This is a genomic window from Acinetobacter sp. ANC_7504 (genome assembly GCF_056779995.1).
The window spans coordinates 1-26,554 of record NZ_JBWYIZ010000016.1; the positions used below are offsets into that span (position 1 = coordinate 1).

22 protein-coding genes and 4 tRNA genes are annotated in these 26,554 nt (G+C 39.3%); 11 read left to right on the top strand and 15 right to left on the bottom strand.

The features are described 5' to 3' along the window. Positions 1-304: 304 nt before the first annotated feature. From yfiR to yfiB, 3 genes are read left to right on the top strand one after another with little or no spacing between them, the layout of a single operon-like run. Positions 305-769 carry a regulatory sequestration protein YfiR gene (gene yfiR / locus AC1M9F_RS13355; RefSeq protein ID WP_481598035.1) on the top strand — a complete coding sequence of 155 codons (465 nt, stop codon included), beginning with the start codon at positions 305-307 and terminating at the stop codon, positions 767-769. Further along, complete coding sequence (gene dgcN / locus AC1M9F_RS13360) at positions 762-1,979, top strand: diguanylate cyclase DgcN/YfiN (protein WP_481598011.1); 1,218 nt, start codon at positions 762-764, stop codon at positions 1,977-1,979. The genes yfiR and dgcN overlap by 8 nt, the downstream gene beginning before the upstream one ends. Before the next feature lie 24 nt (positions 1,980-2,003). Beyond that, positions 2,004-2,483, top strand: a complete 480-nt coding sequence (yfiB, locus tag AC1M9F_RS13365) for an outer membrane lipoprotein YfiB (RefSeq protein ID WP_481592342.1) — start codon at positions 2,004-2,006, stop codon at positions 2,481-2,483. 110 nt (positions 2,484-2,593) lie between these two features. On the opposite strand, the gene AC1M9F_RS13370 is transcribed toward yfiB, so the two are convergent. From AC1M9F_RS13370 to secA, 8 genes are all read right to left on the bottom strand, one after another. Further along, a tRNA-Pro gene (locus AC1M9F_RS13370) sits at positions 2,594-2,670 on the bottom strand. Between the two features lie 17 nt (positions 2,671-2,687). Next, a tRNA-His gene (locus AC1M9F_RS13375) sits at positions 2,688-2,763 on the bottom strand. A gap of 37 nt (positions 2,764-2,800) precedes the next feature. After that, positions 2,801-2,877, bottom strand: a tRNA-Arg gene (locus AC1M9F_RS13380). Between the two features lie 47 nt (positions 2,878-2,924). Then, positions 2,925-3,001: transfer RNA gene (locus tag AC1M9F_RS13385), tRNA-Pro, on the bottom strand. Positions 3,002-3,157: 156 nt separating this feature from the next. Then, positions 3,158-4,225, bottom strand: a complete 1,068-nt coding sequence (gene nadA / locus AC1M9F_RS13390) for a quinolinate synthase NadA (protein WP_481590904.1) — start codon at positions 4,223-4,225, stop codon at positions 3,158-3,160. Between the two features lie 114 nt (positions 4,226-4,339). Continuing rightward, complete coding sequence (gene argJ, locus AC1M9F_RS13395) at positions 4,340-5,560, bottom strand: bifunctional glutamate N-acetyltransferase/amino-acid acetyltransferase ArgJ (protein ID WP_481592341.1); 1,221 nt, start codon at positions 5,558-5,560, stop codon at positions 4,340-4,342. A gap of 169 nt (positions 5,561-5,729) precedes the next feature. After that, entirely contained in the window at positions 5,730-6,080 is a 351-nt protein-coding gene (locus AC1M9F_RS13400; RefSeq protein ID WP_092768561.1) for a hypothetical protein, read from the bottom strand. Between the two features lie 134 nt (positions 6,081-6,214). Beyond that, entirely contained in the window at positions 6,215-8,929 is a 2,715-nt protein-coding gene (secA, locus tag AC1M9F_RS13405; RefSeq protein ID WP_035267914.1) for a preprotein translocase subunit SecA, read from the bottom strand. Positions 8,930-9,259: 330 nt separating this feature from the next. Here secA and AC1M9F_RS13410 point away from each other — a divergent pair, with 330 nt between their 5' ends. Then, positions 9,260-9,901, top strand: coding sequence for a peroxiredoxin (locus AC1M9F_RS13410; protein ID WP_481598012.1), 642 nt, complete (start codon positions 9,260-9,262; stop codon positions 9,899-9,901). 141 nt (positions 9,902-10,042) lie between these two features. Here the strand turns inward: AC1M9F_RS13410 and AC1M9F_RS13415 are convergent, their stop codons facing one another. Genes AC1M9F_RS13415 through trpA form a run of 4 tightly spaced genes read right to left on the bottom strand, consistent with a single transcriptional unit; the run spans position 10,043 to position 13,974 of the window. Beyond that, the gene (locus tag AC1M9F_RS13415) at positions 10,043-11,005 is read right to left on the bottom strand and encodes an SPOR domain-containing protein (RefSeq protein ID WP_481598013.1); all 963 of its coding nucleotides are present in this window, start codon (positions 11,003-11,005) and stop codon (positions 10,043-10,045) included. Continuing rightward, positions 10,992-12,281, bottom strand: a complete 1,290-nt coding sequence (gene folC / locus AC1M9F_RS13420) for a bifunctional tetrahydrofolate synthase/dihydrofolate synthase (protein WP_481598014.1) — start codon at positions 12,279-12,281, stop codon at positions 10,992-10,994. Before folC ends, AC1M9F_RS13415 begins: the two co-directional genes overlap by 14 nt. Beyond that, a complete protein-coding gene (gene accD / locus AC1M9F_RS13425) occupies positions 12,278-13,174 on the bottom strand; it encodes an acetyl-CoA carboxylase, carboxyltransferase subunit beta (protein WP_035267924.1) in 897 nt (298 codons plus the stop codon). Before accD ends, folC begins: the two co-directional genes overlap by 4 nt. Continuing rightward, the gene (gene trpA / locus AC1M9F_RS13430; RefSeq protein WP_035267926.1) at positions 13,171-13,974 is read right to left on the bottom strand and encodes a tryptophan synthase subunit alpha; all 804 of its coding nucleotides are present in this window, start codon (positions 13,972-13,974) and stop codon (positions 13,171-13,173) included. Before trpA ends, accD begins: the two co-directional genes overlap by 4 nt. A gap of 351 nt (positions 13,975-14,325) precedes the next feature. On the opposite strand from trpA, the gene AC1M9F_RS13435 reads away from it, so the two are divergent. Next, complete coding sequence (locus AC1M9F_RS13435; RefSeq protein ID WP_481598015.1) at positions 14,326-15,663, top strand: Na+/H+ antiporter NhaC family protein; 1,338 nt, start codon at positions 14,326-14,328, stop codon at positions 15,661-15,663. A 62-nt stretch (positions 15,664-15,725) separates the two neighbouring features. On the opposite strand, the gene AC1M9F_RS13440 is transcribed toward AC1M9F_RS13435, so the two are convergent. Beyond that, complete coding sequence (locus tag AC1M9F_RS13440) at positions 15,726-16,781, bottom strand: AraC family transcriptional regulator (protein ID WP_481590896.1); 1,056 nt, start codon at positions 16,779-16,781, stop codon at positions 15,726-15,728. Between the two features lie 141 nt (positions 16,782-16,922). Here AC1M9F_RS13440 and AC1M9F_RS13445 point away from each other — a divergent pair, with 141 nt between their 5' ends. Beyond that, positions 16,923-17,798, top strand: a complete 876-nt coding sequence (locus AC1M9F_RS13445; protein WP_035267930.1) for a metal-dependent hydrolase — start codon at positions 16,923-16,925, stop codon at positions 17,796-17,798. A 157-nt stretch (positions 17,799-17,955) separates the two neighbouring features. Further along, on the top strand, positions 17,956-18,825 hold the full coding sequence (locus AC1M9F_RS13450) for a metal-dependent hydrolase (protein WP_481598016.1): 870 nt from the start codon (positions 17,956-17,958) through the stop codon (positions 18,823-18,825). 53 nt (positions 18,826-18,878) lie between these two features. Here the strand turns inward: AC1M9F_RS13450 and AC1M9F_RS13455 are convergent, their stop codons facing one another. Beyond that, positions 18,879-19,874, bottom strand: a complete 996-nt coding sequence (locus AC1M9F_RS13455; RefSeq protein ID WP_481598017.1) for a DUF2804 domain-containing protein — start codon at positions 19,872-19,874, stop codon at positions 18,879-18,881. A 131-nt stretch (positions 19,875-20,005) separates the two neighbouring features. Next, positions 20,006-21,124, bottom strand: coding sequence for a CaiB/BaiF CoA transferase family protein (locus AC1M9F_RS13460; RefSeq protein WP_481598018.1), 1,119 nt, complete (start codon positions 21,122-21,124; stop codon positions 20,006-20,008). A 210-nt stretch (positions 21,125-21,334) separates the two neighbouring features. On the opposite strand from AC1M9F_RS13460, the gene AC1M9F_RS13465 reads away from it, so the two are divergent. From AC1M9F_RS13465 to AC1M9F_RS13480, 4 genes are all read left to right on the top strand, one after another. Further along, complete coding sequence (locus tag AC1M9F_RS13465; RefSeq protein ID WP_092768523.1) at positions 21,335-22,345, top strand: AraC family transcriptional regulator; 1,011 nt, start codon at positions 21,335-21,337, stop codon at positions 22,343-22,345. A gap of 125 nt (positions 22,346-22,470) precedes the next feature. Further along, positions 22,471-22,896: a hypothetical protein gene (locus AC1M9F_RS13470; RefSeq protein WP_481598019.1), complete on the top strand. Its 426-nt coding sequence runs from the start codon at positions 22,471-22,473 to the stop codon at positions 22,894-22,896. Positions 22,897-23,092: 196 nt separating this feature from the next. Next, positions 23,093-24,298 carry an acetyl-CoA C-acetyltransferase gene (locus AC1M9F_RS13475; RefSeq protein WP_035267939.1) on the top strand — a complete coding sequence of 402 codons (1,206 nt, stop codon included), beginning with the start codon at positions 23,093-23,095 and terminating at the stop codon, positions 24,296-24,298. Between the two features lie 11 nt (positions 24,299-24,309). After that, the gene (locus tag AC1M9F_RS13480) at positions 24,310-26,442 is read left to right on the top strand and encodes a 3-hydroxyacyl-CoA dehydrogenase NAD-binding domain-containing protein (protein ID WP_481598020.1); all 2,133 of its coding nucleotides are present in this window, start codon (positions 24,310-24,312) and stop codon (positions 26,440-26,442) included. The last annotated feature ends 112 nt before the right edge of the window (positions 26,443-26,554 follow it).

A 26,554-nucleotide genomic window follows, 5' to 3' on the forward strand; every position in this document is an offset into this window, starting at 1 on the left:
TAAATCCTTGTTTTTCAACAAGTTTTAATCAACATCACCGCCGATGGATGTGCATTCTACAGTATTTCATATCCAATGCAACCTCTTTTTTCAATATTTTAGTATTTTTTTAAATTATGAGTTTTGAGTGGGCATTAAATAGTCAAATTCACATCATTCAGTATGATATTGATAAAAAATCGAACACTTTAACTTTATTAAAATTAGATTAGAATAGTCACTATTATTTAACTGACTAGAACTATCTTACTAAATGGCTATATTTAAAATCAAAAAAGCCGTATTGATCTCCCTACTGCTTTTGATGTGCAGCTTTAGCCATGCCAATTCCAACCAGAACATTTATCAAATGACTCTATCTATTTTGAGCTATGCCAAAATTTCATCTCCACAACCAGATTTATGTCTAATTGATAACACTGTGGCATTAGCAGAGTTTAATCAAACTATTCAAAAGCAAAATTCAAATATCAAAGCACAAAATATTCATGATTATGAATTAAACAAGACCAATTGTGATGTTATATTTTTCTCTAAATCTTCTCCAACAGTCGAACAAAAACTCATCCGAGAATCACTAAATAAGTCAATTCTCTCATTTTCAACAAATAATGAAGATTGCGAGGTTGGAAGTGTTTTCTGTCTCTATAGCAATAAAGCAGGTATTACAAAATTTAAAGTCAATTTAGACAGTCTTGCAAAAACCAAAATCCACGTTGATCCTCGTGTATTACTTCTTGCACAGAAATGGAGTAATTCAGATGATTGATAAATTTTTTGGATTAACTTCACTCCAATCACTATTTAGAAGATCACAATTTTTAATTTTTGCGATTACTTTTTTGATCTGCACTTTAATTTTTGCAACGATTTCAATTTTTACGGTGAAATCATACGCCAATCAAAACTTAACCTTAGTGAGTCGCACAATTGCGGAACGCATTCAACCTGCTCTTGTTTTCCAAGATAAATACACTTTAGACAATATTTTACACGAGTACACACAACAACATTCAATTCGCCTTATCCAAGTATTGGATAGCAGTAAAGTTAAAATCACTGAAAGCAGCAAACTGATAGATCGCCATTCAGAACTTCAAACTTGGTTTGATGGATTATTTTTTTCTAAGCCGATTCAAATTGAAGTTACTCACAATGGACAATTGGTCGGTGAGCTTCATCTATTCGGCAGTTCTCAAGATATCATTTTATTCATTATCAAGATTTGTTTAGCCTTGATCTTAGGTATGCTTTTTATGATTTTCGCCTTATGGTGGTCGGTTAATGCAACCTATCGTCATATTATGAATTCTATATCACCAATTATTCATACAGCACAATTAGTGAGTCAACAAAAAGCATATAATCTCCGCTTTCCAAAAAATGATATTCAAGAATTTCATCATCTAAACTCAGTATTTAATCAACTATTAGAAGAAATTCAATCTTGGCACAATCAGTTACAGTCTGAAAATACGCAGCTTAATTATCAAGTACAACATGATGAATTAACACAATTACCAAACCGACATTACTTTTATAAAGTTTTGTGTAGCCTTTTCGATCAGCCTGATAAACGTGAAAATACTGTTTTGATTTTTATAGATAACAATAAATTTAAGTCTATTAACGATCAATATGGTCATTTAGTAGGGGATGAAGTGTTGAAAGAGATGGCTAAACGATTAAAACAAAACACTCGTCAAAATGATTTTGTCGCAAGATTAAGCGGTGATGAATTTGCAATTATCCTAAGTCCTGTCAGTCAGGTGGATCACTTAATTTCGATCGCCGAAAATCTTATAAAATGTTCTGATGAGCCCTTAAAATATAACGGACAATCAATTCATTTTAGTTTTAGTCTTGGTATTGCTTTGGCTAAAGAAGCTCATAACCCAGAGGACTTAATTTCTCAAGCAGACCAAGCGATGTACAAAGCGAAGAATCTAAAACATCATTGGCACATATTTCAACAATAGAGTTTTTACTGAGGATTAATACCTATGCTCAATCGTAGTTTCAAACTTTTTATCATGAGCATTCTTTGTATAGGATTAAGTGCATGCTTGGGTATGGGATCTTTAAGCTATAAACAAGTAAAAATGTTAAAACAACAAGGTTTCGTCCTCACAGAGGAAGGTTGGAGTTTGGGACTCCCCGAACGACTTCTTTTCGATTTCGATCAGGCTGAAATCTCTAAAAAAAATCGTGAACAGATTCAACATCTCGCAGCACAACTACAAAAGTACAATTTAAAGAAAGTCCGTATCGTCGGTCATACCGATCTTATTGGCAATCCAGATTATAATTTTAAACTTTCTGAAAGCCGTGCCCGAAGCGTAAGCACTATTTTTATCGAAGAGGGTTTTAACCCTACTCATATCCAAACCATTGGTCGCGGTTCCACCCAACCTATTAATACTGCAAATACTGACGCTGCCCATGCAGAAAATAGACGCGTTGCTGTTATTATCGTGCCTTAAACATTCAACAAAAAAAGATCCTGATAGGATCTTTTTTTAACAGCAAAAATCAGACATAAAAAAACCGCTTAACGCGGTATATTTTATCTGACCATTTATAATGAAATAAATGGTCGGAGCAGTAGGATTCGAACCTACGACCCCCTGGTCCCAAACCAGGTGCACTACCAGGCTGTGCTATACTCCGATTACATCGGTTTGTGTTGGGGTGAATGACGGGATTCGAACCCGCGACAACCGGAATCACAATCCGGGGCTCTACCAACTGAGCTACATCCACCATCACAAAATTTGGTTCTATAAAATCAAGCGACCAATGGCGCGCCTGACAGGATTCGAACCTGTGACCATCCGCTTAGAAGGCGGATGCTCTATCCAACTGAGCTACAGGCGCATTACCCATGATTGCGAGATCATTGGAAAACCTTTGCCTTGAAGAATTGGTCGGAGCAGTAGGATTCGAACCTACGACCCCCTGGTCCCAAACCAGGTGCACTACCAGGCTGTGCTATACTCCGATTCATCTCAGCTTTTGTACCGTTCAACTTATCGTTTGATGTATCGTTCGGTACGGTGTGCATTCTAGGCGTGACGCTGGATAACGTCAACACCTATCTTCAAAAAAAATCAAAAAAACACTTCAAATGTATATTTATCAAGCATTTTGACTAATATTAACGCTTTAATGACGCACTAAAGTTTAACATTCGATCTAATGGTAATTTAGCGCGCTCTGCTAAAGCGGGATCAACATGCACTTCCTGATCACCATGTCGTAAAACATGCAAAATGCCATCCAATTCATTCATTGCCATCCATGGACAGTGTGCACAAGAACGACAAGTCGCCCCCTCACCTGCCGTAGGAGCCTCAATCAAAGTCTTATTCGGCACCATTTGTTGCATCTTATAAAAAATACCGCGATCGGTCGCAACAATCATTGTTTCATGCGGTAGTTCTTTTGCAGCTTTAATCAATTGTGAGGTACTTCCTACTGCGTCAGCAACATCAATTACCGATTCTGGTGATTCAGGATGTACTAAAACTGCAGCATCAGGATAGATGGCTTTCATCTGAGCGATGCCACGTGCTCTAAATTCTTCATGTACGATACAAGAACCATCCCAGAGCAACATATCCGCTCCAGTTTTCTTTTGAATGTAACGTCCTAAATGCTGATCAGGTGCCCAAATAATTTTTTCACCTAAACTATCTAAATGCTCAACAATTTCGACAGCACAACTTGATGTTACCACCCAATCTGCACGTGCTTTTACCGCAGCTGAGGTATTTGCATAAACCACAACAGTATGATCAGGATGAGCATCACAGAACTTGGTAAACTCATCTACAGGACAACCTAGATCGAGTGAACAAGTTGCCTCTAAAGTAGGCATTAAAATGGTTTTGTTAGGTGATAAAATTTTAGAAGTTTCACCCATAAACTTCACACCAGCCACAACGAGTGTTGTCGCATCATGATCACGTCCAAAACGTGCCATTTCAAGTGAATCTGAAACACAACCACCAGTAAGCTCCGCAAGCTCCTGTACGACCGGATCACAATAATAATGAGCAACCAATACCGCATTACGCTTTTCCAATTCAGCCTGGATCTCAGCAAATTTTTGCTGCTTTAACTCTGGTGTTAAATCTTGATTGTTAGATTCACCAATCAGGTCTAAATGAGCTTGAACAATTGCTTTCGCATCATTTGCAATTAAATTGGTTGCATCATTCATTATTTGCATCTCTATCCATAGCGCTTATCAATATAAGCAATTACACACCGATTGGATTTGACCAATCATTAAAATTTGATAAATAAAAAGCCTCAACAGGGAGGCTTAATTTATTTAAGAACGATAATCTGCGTTGATCTTGACATAATCATATGACAAATCACAGGTGTAAACCGTATCTTTGGCAGAACCACGGCCCAAATCAACGCGGATAGTAATTTCTGATTGATTCATTACTTTAGCACCAGCCTCTTCTGTGTAATCTGCCGCTGCACCACCATCTTTACAGATCTGGACATCATCTAACCATACTTGGATTTTGTCGACATTTAAATCTGGGACACCAGCATAACCGATTGCAGCCAAGATACGCCCCCAGTTAGGGTCAGAAGCAAAGAACGCTGTTTTTACCAAAGGTGAATGTGCAATGCTGTAAGCGATGTCACAACACTCTTGCGTATTTGCACCACCTTCAACTGAAACAGTTATAAATTTGGTTGCACCTTCACCATCTCGAACGATCAACTGAGCCAAGCGCTTCATGACACGTGTAAGTACATCTAAAACAACAGAGTAACGAGCATCTTCTTTAGATGTAATTTCAGCACCACCTGCTTGACCAGTTGCTGCAAAAATACAAGAGTCGTTAGTAGATGTATCACCATCAATCGTGATGCGATTAAATGATTGTTCAACCGTGGTTTTTAATAGTTTTTGAACCAATTCACGAGCAATAGGCGCGTCTGTCGCTACGAAAGACAACATTGTTGCCATATTAGGACGGATCATTCCTGCACCTTTTGAAATCCCCGTCATTGTATAAACAACCCCGTCAATTTCAAATTGTTCAGAAGCCCCCTTAGGTAAAGTATCCGTCGTCATAATACCTGATGCTGCCTGAGGCCATACATCATCTTCAAGACTCTCAAATGCTGGTTTTAACCCAGCAATCAAACGCTCCATTGGTAATTGTTCACCAATTACGCCTGTTGAGAATGGCAAAACCTCGTTCTCATTTACACCAGCAATTTTGGCAAATTCAGCACAAGTGTCCTTTGCATTTTTCATACCTGTAGGACCAGTACCTGCATTCGCATTGCCTGTATTAATTACAAGGTAACGTGGATTTGTTTGAGACAAATGCAGTTTTGAAATATGTACTGGCGCTGCGCAAAAAGCATTTTGGGTAAATACACCTGCAACTTGAGTGCCTTGTGCAAATTCAAATACAACCAAGTCACGTCGATTTGGGTAACGTACATACGCTTCTGCTGAGCCAATTCTTACACCCTTTACCACATGCATTTGTGGCATTGATACGTCACCCACCGCCATTTTTGATTGTCCGAATTAAAAAAAATGATGGCTAAGCTTATTAGAAATTAGAAAAAAAATCGAGTGAATAAGGCATTAGGGTTGATTGAAATGAATGATTTGAAATAAATCTCGATCCCTAAAAACAATAAAGCCAGTCAAAGACTGGCTTTAGTACGAAATTCTAAAATTAATTAGATACAGTTTGTTCTAATAAAGCTTGTTTTGCTTTTTCTTGACTTGAACTTGAAAGAGCTGGATTTGATGCAACAATACGATTTGCTGTAGCTGGTGTTGCTGGTGCTATTGCAGCTGTTTGAAGAATAATTGGTCGACCAGCCGTATTACCAAGTGTATAACGAATACCAGTGCGTGGACTTATCACCGTTGTGGAGTCATTTTTAACTTCAGTTTGTGCTTGAGTAACACCCGCAGCTGCTTGAACTTTCGCTAGAGGTACAGTTTTTGTATCAGTATTGGCAAATGCAAAAGCTGGTAAAGCAAAAACTGCAAATAAAGCCGGTTTTAGTATTTTTTTCATTGTCGCTTCCATATATTCAATCATGCAAAATTAAATAGCATTAACTGAGAAAATTGGCAATGCTTATTCACATGAACTGACCAAGCACTATAATAAAATAAAAAAAGCAGAACCTAAGTTCTGCTTCATGAAATTTAGATTTTACCGTGACACTGCTTGTATTTTAAACCAGAACCACATGGACAAGGTGCATTACGGCTTTGAGGTGGCGTAATCTCAACTTCATTCTGATCCAATTCTTGAGTATTAACTGTTTGCTCACCTGTTAAACCATCAACTTCAGCATGAGAAAGTGAAAGTTGCATCGCTTCAGCTTGAGCTTGCTGCTGTGCTTCCATTTCTGCCAGCTCTTCAGGCGTTGGTAATCGCACCAATGAAAGATCTGTCACAACATCAGACTTAATGACAGCTAACATATTTACAAACAGATTAAATGCTTCTTTCTTATATTCCTGCTCAGGATTCTTTTGCGCATAACCGCGTAAATGAATACCTTGACGTAAATAATCCATCGCTGCTAAATGATCTTTCCAGTGGCGATCTAAAGAACTTAACATAAAGTTTCGTTCTAACACTGCTGCAGATTCAGCCCCCATTTGTTCACGACGCGCACGATAGCGTTGTAAAACCTCATCAGTAATACGACGTGCTAATGCTTCTTCATCTAATCGACGATCTTGATCCAACCATTGCTGCACAGGAAGATCAATATTAAAGTCTGAGCGTAATGCAGATTCAAGACCTGGGACATCCCACTGATCATGAATTGATTCAGGTGGGATATACGTTTCAATCACCCCTTTCATCACTTCTTCATGCATTGACTCGATGTATTCTTGCAATGTACTTTCTGCCAGAATTTCATCACGCTGTGAGTATATAATTTTACGTTGTTCATTATTTACATCATCATACTTCAACAGGTTCTTACGAATATCGAAGTTACGTGCTTCAACCTTACGTTGGGCGTTTTCAATCGAACGAGACACCATTTTATGTTCAATGGCTTCATTTTCTTGCAGACCCATTGCACGCATCATTGCGACGACACGATCACCTGCAAAGATACGCATCAAATCATCTTCTAACGATAAGAAGAAACGCGAAACACCTGGATCACCTTGACGACCTGAACGACCACGTAATTGGTTATCAATACGACGAGATTCATGACGTTCAGAACCAATAATGTGTAAACCACCAGAATTCAGCACCAGTTGGTTATTTTGTTCCCATTCTGCTTTTAAACGTGCTTCATCTTCAGGAGTTGGATTTTCAATTTTCGCCAGTTTCGCTTTCCAGTTACCACCGAGCAAGATATCCGTACCACGCCCTGCCATGTTGGTCGCAATAGTCACGGCACGTGGAGAGCCAGCTTGTGCAATAATATCCGCTTCACGCTCATGCTGTTTGGCATTCAGCACTTCGTGTGCGATACCCGCTTCTTTCAGTTTATCCGATAAGATTTCAGAAGCTTCAATTGTTGCCGTACCAATCAAAATCGGTGCAACACCAGCTTCATGAATTTTCTTAATTTCTTCAATAATCGCATTGTATTTACCATTACGATTCAAATAAATTAAGTCATTCAGATCTTTACGAATCATTGGACGATGGGTTGGAATCAGCACCACATCTAAGCCATAAATTTCTTTCATTTCAGCAGCTTCAGTATCTGCTGTACCTGTCATACCTGAAAGTTTACGGTATAAACGGAAATAGTTTTGGAATGTGGTCGTTGCAAGCGTTTGGTTTTCAGGTTGAATTTCTAAACCTTCTTTCGCTTCTACCGCTTGATGTAAACCTTCAGACCAACGACGACCAGGCATCGTACGACCTGTATTTTCGTCGACAATAATCACTTCACCGTCATGGACAATATAATGCACGTTACGTTGATACAAGTAATGTGCGCGAATAGAAGCTGTCACATGATGAACAAGATTTAAGTTGGCTGCAGAATATAGACTCTCACCTTCTGCCAATAATCCCATCGCAATAAGTTCACTTTCAATGGCTTCAAAACCAGCTTCTGTGATTTCGACTGAACGTTGCTTTTCATCGATCCAGAAGTGCCCACCATCTGCAACTTTTTCTTCTTTTTGAGCATGTAACTTTGGCGGAATCGCATTCATTGCCGCATAAAGTTGCGAAGAATCTTCGCTTTGACCCGAAATAATAAGTGGAGTACGTGCTTCGTCAATTAAGATCGAGTCAACCTCATCGATAATCGCATAAGCAAGACCACGTTGTTTTTTCTCGGCTAACGAGAACACCATATTGTCACGAAGATAGTCGAAACCAAATTCGTTGTTTGTACCGTAGGTAATGTCTGCTCGATAAGCTTCTGCTTTTTCGACAGGATTCTGCATGGAGTAAATCACCCCAACAGATAATCCCAAAAATTCATAAAGTGGACGGTTTAACTCAGCATCACGTTGCGCCAGATAATCATTGACAGTAATAACGTGAACACCTTGTTCACTAATTGCATTTAAATATACAGCCAAAGTACCCATTAGGGTTTTACCTTCACCTGTACGCATTTCTGCAATTTTACCTTCATGTAGGGTAATACCACCAATCAACTGTACGTCATAATGACGCATACCCATAATACGCTTACCAGCTTCACGACATACCGCGAAAGCTTCTGGTAACAAGCGATCAAGACTTTCGCCGTTTTTATAACGTTGTTTGAATTCTTCTGTTTTTGCAGATAAGTCTGCATCACTTAACACAGATATCGTCGGCTCGAGCGCATTGATCTTCTCGACAATTTTACGCATACGCTTCAATTCGCGCTCGTTTTTAGTACCGAAGATTCCTCCGATCAGACTTGCCAACATATAGACTCTCTAAAACTTACTTATCAAAATGATTTTTCTCAAACGTTATTATGGTGCTAGAAATTTGAAGTACAAGGGTTTTAAACAAATGCAATCAAAAAATTTCTGGATTATTTTCCATGACGCATGAGCAACGGCGAGTTAATGTAGCAAATTTGATCAAAAATATATATCGTTCAAATTCAATTTTATGAGCGTTTATTTGCACTCAGGCAGTCAAATAAATCTATTTTTTTCATAAGTAAATAAAAAAACACTATTTTTAATTATAAAGAGTTTCCGCCATATTAATTTCAGCACATTAAGGTTTTGATAAGAATAGAGGTATATATGGCATTACGTTTAGGTGACACCGCTCCAGACTTTGAACAGCAATCAAGTGAAGGAGTAATTAATTTTTATGATTTTCTAGGAGATCATTGGGGAGTTTTATTTTCACACCCTGCCGACTACACTCCCGTATGTACGACGGAATTAGGTTTTACAGCAAAACTAAAAGACGAGTTTGAAAAACGTAATGTTAAAGCGATTGCTCTCTCTGTAGATGATGTTGAATCACATCATGGTTGGATTAAAGATATCAATGAAACTCAGTCTACCACGGTAAATTTCCCAATCATTGCTGATCAGGATCGTAAAGTTTCGACTTTATATGATTTCATCCATCCCAATGCCAGCGAGACCCTAACCGTCCGATCTCTTGTGATCATTGATCCAAATAAAAAAGTACGCTTGATTATTACGTATCCAGCGTCAACTGGTCGCAATTTCCATGAAATTTTACGTGTTATAGATTCATTACAGTTAACAGATAACTATAAAGTGGCAACCCCTGCAAACTGGCAACATGGTGAAGATGTTGTGATTGTTCCCTCTATTAAAGACGAAAATGAAATTCAACAACACTTTCCTAAAGGGTACAAGGCAGTGACACCTTATCTACGTTTAACACCTCAACCTGATCTTGATTAATTTTGACGAGCCATCAAGTTTCAGCGTTCAGCCTATCCTCAGATAGGCTTTTTTTGATTATGGCTTATAATCTTTAACGCATTGATTTAAAAAGGATTTAAATTATGGTTTGAATCCTTTTTTCTAAAACAAAGCAAGAAACTATTGACGCTTATCCAGTGGTACCCAATCAATCACCCATGCTGATTTCATATTTAAACTTGTATCACTGTTAATTTTCTTACGTAACGCATCTGCCGAATCACGATCTTTAGATGGACCAACCATAATTCGAATACCTTTCGACGTTGGACTCTTCGTTACCTTATATCCTTTGGCACGAAGCTTAGCTGCAAGCGCATCTGCATTCGCCTCATTCGCAGCCAATGCCACTTGAACCATCCATTGACGATCTCCATTTTCCAGCAGATCACGAGCTTTTTCTGCCTCAGCTTTTTTCTTCGCTTCTTCAGCAGCTTTGTGTTTTTTCTCTTCTGCAGCTTTTTTATCAGCTTCAGCTTTCTTCTTCGCCTCTTCTGCTTTACGTTTTTCCTCAGCAGCTTTTTGCTCTGCTGCTTTCTTTTCAGCTGCACGTTTTTCTGCTTCGGCTTTACGCTTTTGTTCTTCTGAGGATTTCGCCTGTTGTTCTTTTTGCTCAGCTAAACGCTTCTGTTCAGCTATGCGTTTTTCTTCAGCCAAACGCTTTTGCTTTTCAGCTTCATCCTCAACCAATTCAGGAGGAATATTGTCTGAACTTTGCTGAGCAGCGTTTCGACGAGCATTCATTGCAGCATATTCTTCAGCAGCGCGACGTGCGGCTTCAGCTTCGGCCTCTTGTTGCATTCTTAAATATTCAGCAGCACGAGCCTCTTGCTCTGCCACAGCTTTCTCACGAGCACGTCGTTGCTCTTCAAGTAAACGCTTTTCAGTTTCCACATCAACTGTGAGAGGTTGAAGTTGTACTGCTTCAGGTTCATTCTTTTTTTGTTGAACAGCTTCAACCGGTTGTTCAACATTATTTTGGTGGATCTCTTCTTTGCCTTTTAGAAGTAATGCTGCCAATAAAACACCACCACCCAATAAAACAACACCACCCATCCAGCGTTGTTTGTTATTCATTGACATTCTCTAAATACTCCCAGACCGCTTCTAAGGTATGAAACGAACCACACACCAAAATCAACTGATTATTTTTTGTTTCTTCAAGTGCTGATTTAAATGCGACCTGTACATTTGAATACTGTTGTACTGTCTCACCTTGAAGCGCTGACTCTAATTGTTTTAATGGTGCTGCACGAGGCACATCCATCGGCGCAATTTTCCACATAAATACCGTGTTTTTCAATAAATTAACGACTGAATCTATATCTTTATCCGCTAACATCGAAAACACAGCGATAACTTCTGTGTACTGTTTATTGTATTCTAAATAATTTCGCAATTGCTTTAACAAAAATTCTACACCATGCGGATTATGTCCCGCATCGAAAATCACTGTTTTTCCTGCGATTTCCCTTATTTCAAATCGACCTGGTAAATGTGCTTGAATAATGCCCTGCTCTAGTGCAGTTTGAGAAATTTTCAATCCACTGACCAATAATGCAGCCACGGCAGTAGAAACATTATCTAGGGCCAACTGACCACATGGTAATTTTAAGGTCAGTGCTGAACTTGAAAATGTCCAAGTTTTACCATCACCATTTGCTTGATAAAAATAATCCTGATTTAGACATGACAGCGTCGCATTACATGCAATGACTTTATCCTGAATTGATGTTGGAAGTATTTGTTGCCCACCAAAAATGACTGGAATATCTGGACGAATAATACCCGCTTTCTCAAAAGCAATTTTTTCAATGGTGTCACCCAGCCAATCTGTGTGATCCAATCCAATATTGGTAATGACCGCAACATTTGGATTAACGACATTCACAACATCCAAACGTCCCCCAAGTCCAACTTCCAATACCCAAACATCACATTTCTGTTGTTTGAAGATGACAAAAGCTGCAAGGGTTGTTGCTTCAAAGAAAGATAAACTTAAATCACATTCACGTCGTGCTTGATCAACTTGAACAAATGCTTCGATCAGAAGCTCATCTGAAACTTCCTGACCTGCGAGTTTTACACGCTCATTGAAACGATAGATATGCGGAGATTGATACAGACCGACTTGATATCCTTGAGCATTCAGAATAGAAGCTAAGGTTGTGGTTGTTGAACCCTTACCATTCGTACCAGCAACGGTAATGACTTTCGCTTGCGGGTGTGTAACGCCCAATTTTTCAGCCACAGGAATGACGCGTTCAAGCCCTAAATCAATTCCTGTAACGTGAACATGGCTCCAATAATCGAGCCATGTTTGTAAATTATCTGTACTGAGTGGAGCAGTGAGGTTCAAGGCAAATTCATCAATTTCGCTACGATACGATAAACTGTATCACGTAATGCGTGACGATGAACAATTTGATCGACTACACCATGATCAAGCAAGAATTCAGCACGTTGAAACGGTTCTTCTAACTTTTCGCGTACAGTCTGTTCAATGACACGTTTACCAGCGAAACCAATCATTGCTTTAGGCTCAGCGATATGCACATCACCTAACATAGCTAAAGATGCGGTCACACCACCATATACTGGATGAGTTAATACAACAATGTACGGAATACGAGCATCTTTCATTTTTTGAATCGCAGCTGATGTACGTGCCATTTGCATTAAAGATAACATTCCTTCTTGCATACGAGCACCACCAGAGGCAGCAAAACAAATCATTGGCTGTTTGGTTTCAATCGCACGCTCTGCTGCTTGTACAAATCGATCACCAACTACAGTACCCATCGAACCGCCCATGAAATCAAATTCAAATGCACAAGCGATTAATGATAAACCTTTGATTTGCCCTTCCATCACCACGAGTGCTTCAGTTTCGCCAGTTTTCTCTTGTGCTTCTTTCATACGCACAGGATAAGCTTTGCTATCGACAAACTTGAGTGGGTCTTTTGCAACAAACTCTTGACCTAATTCTTTTGCGGTTTGATCAAAGAACCAATTTAAGCGGTCACGTGCTTTCATTTTTAAATGCTCATCACATTGAGGACAAACATAAGCATTGAAAGACATCGCCGTACGAGTCACCAGAGCATGACATTCTGGACATTCAATCGTAGGCTCAGTAAACGTCGCTTTTAACGATTGCTGTTGATCAGGGATTTGAATACCTGGTACTGAACGATCTGTCCAAGGTGTTGCAGGTGCTAAAGTTTTCCCTGATTTAACTTCTTGATTCATACTAACTCATCGAGCGCTGCTCGAAGCTCCTTGACTTTATTGACCGCCTGTTCAACTGCTTGATCAGGAGTTGTCTGTGCAAATGGTTTAACAAAAGCACTACCAACAATGACCGCATCCGCTGCGCTTCCGATTGCTTTTGCAGAGGCTGCATCACTAATACCAAAACCTACACCAACAGGTACATCCGTCATCGACTTGATTTTTTCGATGCGTTGAGCAGCTTCATTCACATCTAAAGTCGCTGCACCTGTTACACCCTTCAAAGACACGTAGTAAATAAAACCACTCGCTTGATTAGCGACATGTTGAATACGTTGATCTGTAGATGTTGGCGCCAACAAGAAGATCTGATCCATATCAAACTTTTTCAAGACAACATCGAGCGCTTGTGCTTCTTCAGGTGGTAAGTCCACCAAAAGAATACCGTCCACACCACAGTCATGAGCAGTTGATACAAATTTTTCATATCCAATGACTTCTACAGGATTCAAATAACCCATCAACACCACTGGTGTATCTGTGTCCTTTTCACGGAATTGCTTGACCATTTCCAATGCATCCAATGTATTTGTACCGGCTGCCAATGCTCGCTCAGCCGCAAGTGCAATCACTGGACCATCGGCCATTGGATCTGAAAATGGTAAGCCAAGTTCAATTACATCCACACCTGCTTCCACCATTTGATGTAACAAAGGAACCGTTACGTGTGGATGAGGGTCACCTGCCATGACATAAGAAACTAGAGCCTTACGCTGTTGAGATTTAAGCTGTGCAAATCGTGTGGCTAAACGTGACATAGGGATGTACTTTCCTTGAATTGTATAGAATTGAGGAGTTGGTTTTGTAAAATACAAGACGGCCCATTGTAACGCTATTTTTTACTCATTGAACAGAGTGTGATGAAAAGCACCAAACACTCTTTTCAGTTAAGTATTCCAAGTGCATATTTATCAATGTTTTGATTTTTTTAACAATGATCAAAAAGCTCGATTTTTTCTGTTTTTTCTAAATCATGAATATTTATATGAACTTATGTTTATTGATTAAAAATGTTTAAAAACAAATAGCTTAGCACTTACATTTTAACTTTTCTGAATTAGCCAAAGCTGTTCTATACTATACATGCTTACTCTTTTATTTCTTATGTTATGACCACAATCTCCCCAGGCAAAGCTTCTCCGCGAGCGCTTGCCCTTCTACCGCTTATTGTGTTTTTAGCCATTTTTTTGGGCAGCGGTATTTATCACACTCTGATTGGCACTGAGTTTGCCTTCTACCAAATTAAAGCCCCGATTGCTGCTATCCCCGCCCTTATTCTTGCGGTATTACTTTATCGTGGCAAATTAAATACAGGTATAGATGAGTTTCTCCGTGGGGCAAGCCATCCTAATCTTATTTTAATGTTTATGGTCTTTATGCTGGCAGGTGCTTTTGCCAGTATTAGTAGTGCCATTGGTAGTGTTGATGCAACAGTACAATTAGGTTTATCTCTCATTCCTTCGGCTTTTGTCCTGCCAATGCTCTTTGTTATTTCAGCGTTTATTGCTACTGCGATGGGCACCTCGATGGGTACTATCGCTGCTTGTGCGCCGATCGCATTTGGCTTCACTCAAGTCACCGATATAAATCCTGTTGTTGCGATTGGTGCTGTGGTTGGAGGAGCCATGTTTGGTGATAACTTGTCAATGATTTCAGATACCACTATCGCCGCAACTCGTAGTCAACGTGTAGAACTAAAAGATAAATTTAAAGTCAATGTATGGATTGCAGTACCAGCAGCACTTTTCACGATTTTGATTTATTTTGTGATGAGTCGTGATACGCAACAAGTTTCTTTCAATGACTATAATTTTTGGCTGATTTTGCCTTATTTAGCTGTATTTGCTTTGGCTTTTACCCGATTACATGTGTTGGCTGTACTTATGCTGGGCATTGTTATGTCTGGACTCGTCGGTCTGACTCAAGCCCCCGACTTTAACCTACTTAAATTAAATATTGCGATTTACGATGGCTTTTTGGGCATGTTTGAAGTCGCATTGCTTTCAATGTTACTCGGTGGTATTTCTGCCCTTATGCGAAAAGAAGGTGGCTTAGAGTGGCTAATACAACGCATTTATCAACTTACGCGTTTATTCAAAGTGGGAACGCAAAGAGCTGGTGAAATCGGAATCTGCCTTCTGGTAATCTTGTCTAATTTCTTTGTGGCAAATAATACGGTTGCCATTATTCTATCTGGCGATATGGCACGTGAAGTTGCTAAAGAATATGGTGTTGACCCAAAACGCTCGGCTGCTTTGTTGGATATTTTTTCTTGTGTTGTTCAAGGCTTAATTCCGTTTGGCGCACAATTATTATTGGCATGTTCAATTGCAAAATTATCGCCAATGGAAATGATCCAAAACGTTTATTACTGCTGGATCTTAGCGGTGATTGCTATACTCTCCATTGCTTTTAGATATCCCAAAATACAGATGAATCAATTTTAGACTGGCATAAAAGTGAAGTCTTTAAAGGTAAGCTACATGCTTACCTTTTTTATTTCCATAATCTAACTTAGATTATGGTGGTGAGTTGGTCGTTGTTTAAGTTGTTTTTTAAACTGCAACAGCGTTATTCCATTATACATTTTAAATGCTCTAGCAAGCGCAGACTGATCTGAGTAACCGAGTTGCACTGCGATATCCGTTAACTCTAGCCCCTGATTTAATAGGCGCTCACATTGTGACATCCGCTCTTGCTCAAGTATGCGTTTAAATGATGTTCCGCGATCTTTTAATTGTCGTTGCAAAGTCCTCACCGACAAACATAATTCTGTCGCAATATCTTCAATCTTTGGCGCTTCGTGACGAATACGCAAATACTCAGCAATAATTAAGTGGAGTTGCCGATCAAGACTCGATTGCACGGGTTTTGATGCAATCGCCTCTTCCGCTTGTTGAACCAACAATTGCATAAGTGAAGGATCTGCTTGTTGGGGTTTTAGCTGCAACCCCTGAGTGCGAATTTGAAACTGATATTCAACTTGGCTGAACTCTACCTGACAACCATAGAACTTTTGATATTCATACAATGGTGCGATAGCTTCATGCGCCATGATCACTTTATACAGTGGAAAGGTATCATGCACTAATATTTGCTTTGCCAATGAAACCATCATGGCATTCGTCAGCTCATTGATAAAATTATAGTCATCACAAATAAACGGCCAGCTTAAAATCAGTATTTCACCGTTCTGGTGAATCTGCATGGGTGTAATCTCTTCACCATCAATCACCAAGCGGCTAAATCTTAAAATATAGTTCAGTGCTTCCGCCACCGTCTCACTTCGTGTCGCCATATATCCAAGCACACCAAAATGCTCAGGTTTCACATATTGAGCCATTTCAAAAATATAATTGGCGCGATTCAAATAAACCTGCGTGAGAGAGTTAAGTTTTAAGAAAAAAGAATATGATGATTGCATGGCAATCGGTGCTGCCAAAATTTTATTCAGCGTATCAACATCCTGATTTAACGCAGTCTTTATCTCTTTATCGAGCTGTTTCACTTGAATAAATGTTTGCCATAAATGGAAATATCCATTGGGTATTTGAATATCTTTCACGATGCACTATTCCTTTAGGCAAAATTGACTTTATTCATTTTCATTTGTCGTAAAATGTATAAAAAATGGCAAGTACTGTCAAAACAATCAGACCAATGCCATACATACTTAAACGATCTAAAGCGGATGAATGAAAATAAGATGAACGCATTGGTAAAATATCAGGTTGATCCTGTCGTACGCACGAATCTCAATTTCAAGCTCTCAGAAATTCCTCGTTTTTGGTTTGGTGGAGATCCATTCAAAACCCGTATGTTTGATGCATTGAGTCTAACTTTCCCAGACGGAGAGCGCTACTTCATTGAATCAGTTCGATTATTTAGAGATAAAATCAAAGACCCTGAATTACAAAAACGCGTCGCAGATTTTATTCGACAAGAAGCACAGCATGGAATTGCGCATGACAAGATGAATCAGGTCATGAAAGATCAAGGTATGCCTGTCGATCAATTTATTAAGGTTCTTAACAAAATTTTTAAATTCGAACTGACACGTCGTTCACCTCAATATAATATTGCCATGACTGCTGCAGCCGAACACTTAACTGCATTAATGGCTGATACTTTTTATAGTCAAAAAGCAACCCTTGAAGATGCTCACCCCTATGTGCGCGCGCTTTTAGCATGGCATGCTATCGAAGAGATGGAGCATCGTGATGTGGCTTTTGATGTCATGAAACAAGTCGGTGATGTTCCAGAACTTACTCGACAATTTGCTTTGGCATTTACAACTTTCATGATGCTTGGATTTACAACTTATCGTGCCAATATCATGTTGAAGTATGACGGATTTAGTCGTTTAGACCGTTTCAAAATGACCGTCAAAGGACTTCCATGGTTTATCGGTCGAAATGGCATGTTAACGAGAATGAAAGGTCCATACCTAGATTGGTTTAAAAAAGACTTCCATCCAAGCCAACATCCTGTGATTGCCCAATATGATGTATGGGTAAAAACATTAGCCGAGACCAATGATCCAATTCAAGCTGGTGAAGCATTCTGGCAAGCAGCTCGATAGTATTTCTATTACTGGCTAAATCATTTTTATTCGGATGATTTAGCCGACATTACTTACAGTTTTAATCTCCTTCTCTCTTCTTTTGTCCTGTAGAGATAATGACCTTAATGTGATTTTTTTACATACTTGTTCTTTCTGCATAAGTGATAAAAATAAAATGAATGCAATTACCACATACCATCCAGTGATTCGTAAGCACCTTGATTTCCGACTCAACGAAGTACCACGATTTTGGTTTAACAACGATCCTTTTAAAACACGTGTATTTGATGCTTTGAGTTTGACATTTCCAGATGGAGAACGATATTTCATACAGTGTGTCCGACTATTTCAACCGCATATTAAAGATCCTGTCTTAGCCAAACGTGTGAAAGACTTTATTCAACAAGAAGCGCAACACGGTATTGCCCATGACAAAATGAATCAAATTTTAATTGAGCAAGGTATGCCGATTGAAAAATATATTCATCAAGTCAATCAACGTTTCAAACATGCGTTAAAAAGGTATCCTGATCGTTTTAATATTGCTATCACCGCTTCATGCGAACACTTAACCGCTTTAATGGCAACGACATTTTTCAGTCATAAAAGTACGATGGCCCATGCACATCCTTTTGTCCGGGGTTTATTTGCATGGCATAGTATTGAAGAAATGGAACATCGCGATGTTGCTTATGATGTTATGATCGAGGTAGCGCAGACTTCAAACCTTACACGTTATACCGCCTTGGTTTTAGTTACGCTTATGATGTTTGGATTTACCATGCAAAGAACACATGGACTTCTCAAACAAGATGGTTTTACTCGAATTGAAAGGTTAAAAATGTTTGCTCAAGGCTTGAAATGGTTGCTTGGAAAAGATGGCATTTTAACGGCAAAAAAACGAGAATATTTAGACTGGTTTAAAGCTGATTTTCACCCAAATCAACACCCTATTATTCATCAATACCAAGTTTGGGTTGATACGCTCGCTGAAACTCAAGATCCAATTCAAGCAGGTGAAGCTTTTTGGCAAGCTGCGATATAAAAAAGAATGTAAAAAAGTCCGATCAATCGGACTTTTTTGTTGTTATGACGCCATTACCATTTAGCGTAATGTTGCTCTAATAGTCCATACTCTTGATTAAGCTCAATATGCTGACCATCATCTGAAATAATAAAACCCGTAATTTTAGATTGCCACTGACTGAACTGGCTGCCTACCATTCTAAGATTAAGATTTTCATAACGGCGCCAGCCTGTTTCAATGGTCAATTGTAATTTATCATCCATAGATCGTATGGTCCACATCTGATCATTTTGCATTTCAAAAAGAACATCCGTCAACGCATAAAGGCGTCCATTAATCCACAAACAGTTTTCATTGCCAAAGCTTTCATTCACGCCAGAGGCAAGATTCAAACCCACACGGTTTCCTTGCGAATCCCAAAAATTAGAAGATAGCCAAAACCAAGCCGTTTCAGGTCTTAGAAAACCGCAAGTATCATCAAGCGAAGCAAAAGTTCGTGAGTTAAATTCAATTTTTTCTTTTTGTTTATTAATGAAATACCCTTCAACGGCCAATGTAGTTAGTTTCTGAGTATAGGTCCAACCATTTATACCAGTAGGACTGCACATCGACAAAGGATCTGTTCCAGCACAAAAGATTCGTGCAGACAGTTTTTCTTCACCATGTTTGATCACTTTGATATAACGAACACCATTGGCATGTTGGATATCGAGTTGGATTTTTCCATGTTGAAAATGGCTATGATTAAATAGTGGCTGTTCATCTAGAACCGTACTGTGTGCCAATACATTAATCGCATTCCACTCGACGACTTGTCCGGTGTTATGGTCATAAATATAGATGAAACCATGTCCCGCCCAAGCGATATCGACGATAGCCATCCCAATGCTGTAATGCTCATGTTGGATACTACAAAACTTAAATTTCTTATATTTAAGTTTTTTTCTCCATCCTTTGAGCACTTTGCCATATGGCGTTTTATAAATATATTTTGAGACAGAAATTGCACTTGGCAATTCTGTAAAACGCCCATAGCGCGGTTGACCATTTACTTGAATTAAATCCATTGGGACTCAGCCTAATTTCATTCCATGACAATTATAGACTTTAGTCTAAAGTATTTCATTTACTGTATGAAAACATAGATTAAAGAACCGATACAGATCGGTTCTTTTTTTTCATATATTCAATACTTTGACTACCAGTTCCCTTCACCCAGGGTTTGGCCGATATAATGATACTGTGCCTTGGATCTTGAAAATTTAATTGGGCAAGCCAACTGTTTTTCTACCTCATTTGCATCTTTCCTTAGAGGTACATCTACTGTCCAAGCACGTTGTTGAGCCAAATCTGACGTCAGAGCTTCGTCTAGATTTAACACAGGTTCTACACATACGTCTAATTCAGAAAATGTTTTACGCCATACATCAAAACTTTTTTCCTTGATTTTATCAGCGATGGCAGTCTTGACTGCTTTTCGATCTTCAACATCAAATGAAGTTCCTTTTTCCAATAAGATAGGCAGTTCTAATACAGTTGCCAGACCTGTCATAAATTGAGGTTCTAAACTTCCAATTGAGATATAGCGCCCGTCTTGCGTTTGATAATAGTCATAAAATGTTCCCCCGTTCAGATGTTCATTTTCAGGGTACTGATTCTGCCCACCTGCAAGTACAGCTGCCGCGGCCATATTGTTTAAAGTCACCGCACAATCCGTCATAGAGATATCAATATATTGACCTAAACCACTTCGTTGCCTTTCGATCACGGCTGTTAAAATGCCGATCACTGCGTGTAAAGAACCGCCTGCGACATCTGCAATTTGAATCCCCATTGGTGGTGGTCCATTTTCCTGTCGACCTGAATGTCCAGCAATCCCTGAAAGTGAAACATAATTAATGTCATGTCCCGCTTTATCTTTATAAGAACCTGTTTGCCCATATCCTGTTATTGAACAATAAATCAGACGTGGGTTTATTTCAGATAAAGTTTGATAGTCGAGTCCTAAACGTCGCATCACTTCAGGACGGAACTGCTCAATGACGATATCGTATTCTGAAATTTTTGATTTAATGAGTTCAATACTCTGACTATCTTTTAAATCTAGGGCAATCGACTGCTTGTTACGATTCAAATAACTGTGCGCCGTGGCTTGACCATTTGCATAAGGTGGCAACATTCTGACAAGGTCTGGTCGATTTGGTGACTCTATATGGACCACCTCTGCCCCTAGATCTGCTAAGTACAAGGTCGCAAAGGGTCCGGGTAATAATGTGGAAAAATCTAAAACTTTCAATCCCTTTAATGCAGCTGTCATTGTTATTTTCACCAAGAATATGTTGATTTTTCACCCATAATAGAAATATAAAACAAGATTAACAATGTCATGTTCAGCCATTTACCTTGATCATTTCGGCAATTTATGATGTAAAAGAGCAATTACTCTAGTGATAATTGCCAATTAAATTATTTTTTGTGTCATTTAGGTCAAGTAGCAGTGAACATCAAAGAGACTGAAGGATTTAACATGAGTCGCGATACGATAAGTATCCATTTTGTGAATGCAGCCCTGACTGGGGTAAAACGTCTAGGGATGGATGTTGACACTTTACTTTCACATGTCGGCATTGAAGCTGAACTACTCCGCCAACCTAAAGCACGTATTTCTCCTGAGCAGTACACACGCTTTGTTAAAATGCTGTGGATGGTCACCCAAGATGAACACGTTGGTTTTGATATCCAGCCACGTCGCTTAGGGACCTTTGCGATCATGTGTCAATTGATCATACATGCCAAAACTTTAGGTGATGCGCTTGAGTTATCATCACAGTTCTACAAGTTATTTGGTGATGAGTGGTCTGTGACTTTAGAGCGCGATAAGCATGAAGCACGCTTAGTTCCACTCATTCCAAAAACAATGGATCCTGACCATTTCATTACTGAAAGTATGCTCATGATCTGGCATGGTTTGGCATCGTGGCTCATTGAGCGTCGTATCCCGTTAGAGCGTGTACATTTTTCATATCCACGCCCACAACATGCAGATGAATATGATGCGTTATTTTTTGCGCCAGTAATCCAATTTGATTCAGCTCGTACTGAAATCACATTTGCTGCAGACTACTTAGATCTTCCAATTCGCCAAGATGAAAACACCTTGGAAGAGTTTCTAAAAGGTGCTCCAGCGAAACTGTTGGTGAAATTCAAAAATACCAATTCGCTCACATCACGTATTCGTGAAGTATTGAAGAGCCAAATTGGTGAAGAAATGCCAACATTAAATGATGTTGCAGCCATGCTTTATTTATCACCACAGACGCTTCGCCGTCGCTTAGCTGCTGAAGGTAAGAGCTATCAAGGTGTAAAAGATGCCTTACGTCGAGACGCTGCAATTCACTTACTGTTAAACCCATCTTTAACTTTAGAAGATGTGGCACAACAAGTCGGCTTTAGTGAAACCAGTACCTTCCACCGAGCATTTAAAAAGTGGACAGGGGTAACACCAGGACTGTATCGTCAATTACATGGTTATCATTAATTTATTCAAACATAAAAAAGTCTGACATTGTTCAGGCTTTTTTTTACATATGGATTTAAGTGCTTATTTAACAAAAATATTCAAGTTGAAATTAAAATATTCGTAATATTTAAAGGAATAATAAGATGACACTTACTGCAATCTTAATCTCAATTTTGATTGGAATAGCAATTTATTTTTACAGTGTAAAATCGCACAGCTCTCGACCTCAAGCTGATATACAGTACACTTATAATATTGTCGGAGAAAATGCATATCAAAAAAATTTACTTAAAATAGCTGGTCAAAAAAAAGCTGTATCTAAATTTCATGAATGTACTGCTCATGTTCTGTCAGAACCATTTAACCAATACGATCCAAATGCAATCAAAGTTGAAATCAACGGATTAACAGTTGGCTATTTAAGTAAATTAGAAGCTGAAAAGCTGAAAGGGCAGATTATCAATAAAAAAGTGCCCGCTGTAATTAACGGTGGTTGGTATGTTGATAAAGATAATGAAGGTTCTTATGGTGTAAAGCTTGCCATATCAAGCGCCAAAGATTTGATATAGCAAAATTATAATCAAAGCATTCGCAATACAAATTTTTTTTAATTCGTCAAAAACTTTCATTTCACAATTTAAAACACTTAATTTTTCAGTGACCAAAAATATCAAACGACTCATCCGTTCTCGTCATTGCACAATCACATAGATCATCTACACTCAAAACACCATAACAATTTCAACCTATAAAAAAGGAACTATTATGAGCGAGGCTTACATCATTGATGCCATTCGCACACCACGCGGAAAAGGAAAAAAAGATGGTTCTTTACATGAAGTAAAACCAATCACATTACTCACAACGCTGTTAAATGAACTTCAAACTCGCCATCAACTCGATACTTCTAAAGTCGATGACATCGTACTGGGTTGTGTAACTCCAATTGGTGATCAAGGCGGTGATATCGCTAAAACTGCTGCAATTGCTGCAGGCTGGAATGATGATGTAGCAGGCGTTCAAATCAACCGTTTTTGTGCTTCAGGACTAGAAGCTGTCAATCTTGCTGCACAGAAAGTTCGTTCAGGCTGGGAAGATGTTGTAGTTGCTGGTGGTGTAGAGTCAATGTCGCGTATTCCAATGGGCTCCGATGGTGGACCATGGGCACTCGATCCAGAAACAAACCTGAAATCTACGTTTGTTCCACAAGGGATTGGTGCTGATTTAATCGCAACTTTAGATGGCTACTCTCGTGCTGATGTAGATGCTTTTGCTGCAGATTCACAAAAGAAAGCAGCAGCGGCTCAAGCGAATGGTTACTTCAATAAATCAGTTGTACCAGTAAAAGATAAAGCTGGCGTTGTCGTTTTAGATAAAGACGAGTTCATCAAACCAACGACTACCGTTGAAGGCTTAGCCAAATTAAATCCAAGCTTTGAAATGATGGGTGGTATGGGATTTGATGCAGTCGCATTACAAAAATATCCAGAAGCTCAGAAGATTAATCACGTTCACCATGCAGGAAACTCTTCAGGCATTGTAGACGGCGCTGCTGTTGTTCTACTTGCATCTGAAAAAGCGGTTCAAGAACAAGGCTTAAAACCACGAGCCAAAGTATTAGCAACTGCGCTTGTCGGAACTGATCCAACAATCATGTTAACTGGTCCAGCACCTGCGGCACGCAAAGCTTTGGAAAAAGCTGGCTTAACCATTGATGATATCGATTTATTTGAAGTGAACGAGGCGTTTGCGGCTGTAGTAATGCGCTTTATTAATGAACTCAATGTCGATCCTGCAAAAGTCAATGTAAATGGTGGTGCAATTGCAATGGGTCATCCACTCGGTGCGACAGGTGCCATGATTTTAGGTACGTTGCTCGATGAACTTGAGCGTCAAGGTAAAAAACGTGGCTTGGCTACACTGTGTGTAGGTGGTGGTATGGGTATCGCAACGATCATTGAATTGGTATAAGGAGAAGAATAATGAGTGCAATTCAATTTGAAAAAAATGCTGATGGCATTGTTATTCTCACCTTAGACTCACCTAATCAGTCTGCCAATACCATGAATGCAGATTTCCGAGTTGCTTTAGAAGAGACGGTAACAAAACTGAAAGCCGAATCTGGCATTACAGGTATCATTTTTAAATCTGCAAAGAAAACCTTTTTTGCAGGCGGTGATTTGGATGAGTTGATTCAAGCTCAACCCGAACACGCCACTGAATTCTTTGGCATGATCCAAAAAATGAAAGCGGAATTCCGCTATATTGAAACCTTGGGTGTACCTGTTGTTGCTGCATTAAATGGAACAGCGCTCGGTGGTGGTTGGGAAATCGCACTAGGCTGTCATGCTCGTATTGCATTAAATGATCCTAAAGCGAAATTTGGTCTACCTGAAGTTACCTTAGGATTGTTACCAGGTGGCGGTGGTATCGTGCGTATGGTACGACTGCTCGGCTTGCAGAATGCTTTTCCTTTCTTGATGGAAGGTAAACAATTTGGTGTAGAAAAAGCAAAATCTCTAGGCTTAATTCAAGATACGGCTGATTCTGAACAAGAGCTCATGGATAAAGCGATTGCTTGGGTTAAAGCAAATCCAAAATCTCAACAACCATTCGATGTTAAAGGATACAAAATTCCAGGTGGTACGCCATCATCACCTCAAGTGGCTCAAGTCCTTGCGATTGCACCAGCGATGCTGCGTGATAAAACAAAAGGTTGCTATCCAGCCCCTGAAGCCATTATGGCTGCTGCCGTTGAAGGTGCTCAGGTAGATGTTGATAATGCATTAACCATTGAATCTCGCTATTTTACGTATTTGGCAACTGGTCAAGTTGCGAAAAACATGATTGGTACTTTCTGGCATGGACTGAATGCAATCAAATCAGGTGAAAGCCGCCCTAAAGAGCCTGCAAAATGGCAAGCGACGAAAGTAGGTGTTTTAGGCGCTGGAATGATGGGCGCTGGCATTGCCTACTCGACAGCGATTAAGGGGATTCAAGTCGTCCTTAAAGATGTATCGATTGAAAATGCAGAAAAAGGTAAGGCATATAGTCAAAAACTGTTAGATAAACGTGTTTCACAAGGTCGAATGACTGCTGAAAAGCGCGAACAAATTTTATCTCTCATTACCCCTACAGCAAATGCATCCGATCTACAAGGCTGTGATTTAATCATTGAAGCTGTATTCGAAAATCAAGAACTCAAAGCCAAAGTAACTCAAGAAGCTGAGCAATATTTGGTTGACGGCGGTGTGATGGCTTCTAATACATCCACCTTACCGATCACAGGTCTTGCAACAGCAAGCAAAGATGCGAAAAACTTTATTGGACTGCATTTCTTTAGCCCTGTTGATAAAATGCAGTTGGTTGAAATTATTAAAGGTAAAGAGACTTCAGCTGAGACACTAGCTAAAGCCTATGATTATGTTCAACAAATTGGAAAAACACCTATCGTTGTGAATGATAGTCGTGGTTTCTTCACCAGCCGCGTATTTGGTACTTTTGTCAACGAAGGTTTGCGTTTACTGGCTGAGGGAGTACATCCAGCCAAAATTGAAATGGCTGCTTTAAAAGCAGGTATGCCAGTCGGTCCATTAGCAATCCAAGATGAAGTCGCATTAACCTTGTCTGAGCATGTGACCAACGAAACGCGTAAAGCGCTTCAGGCTGAAGGCAAAGATTTACCACACTCCCCTGCTGAAGATGTTTTAAAGCAAATGATCCATGAGTTTGGGCGTAAAGGGAAAGCTGCTGGTGCTGGTTTTTATGAATATCCTGAAAGTGGTAAAAAATACCTTTGGGATGGTTTAAACCATTGGACGAAAGAGACTGATATTTCTGAGCAAGAAATGATTGATCGCTTCTTGTTTGTGCAATCTTTAGATACCTTACGTTGTCTTGAAGAGGGTGTTTTAGAGTCTGTCATTGATGGAAATATCGGTTCTATTTTTGGCATAGGATTCGCCCCTTGGACTGGCGGCGCTTTACAGTTCCTCAATCAATATGGACTCGCACAAGCGCTTGAGCGCGCGAATCAGCTTGAAGCGAAGTATGGTGAGCGTTTTAAAGCACCTCAACTCCTCAAGGACAAAGTTCAGTCTGGTCAATCAATCTGATTGATATAAATTAAATCCTCTCTTCGGAGAGGTTTTTTTCGGTCTTGTCGATAAATATGTGTTATAAAGTAACATATTCTCAGATTCATTTTACCCAACTTGGTATAGCATT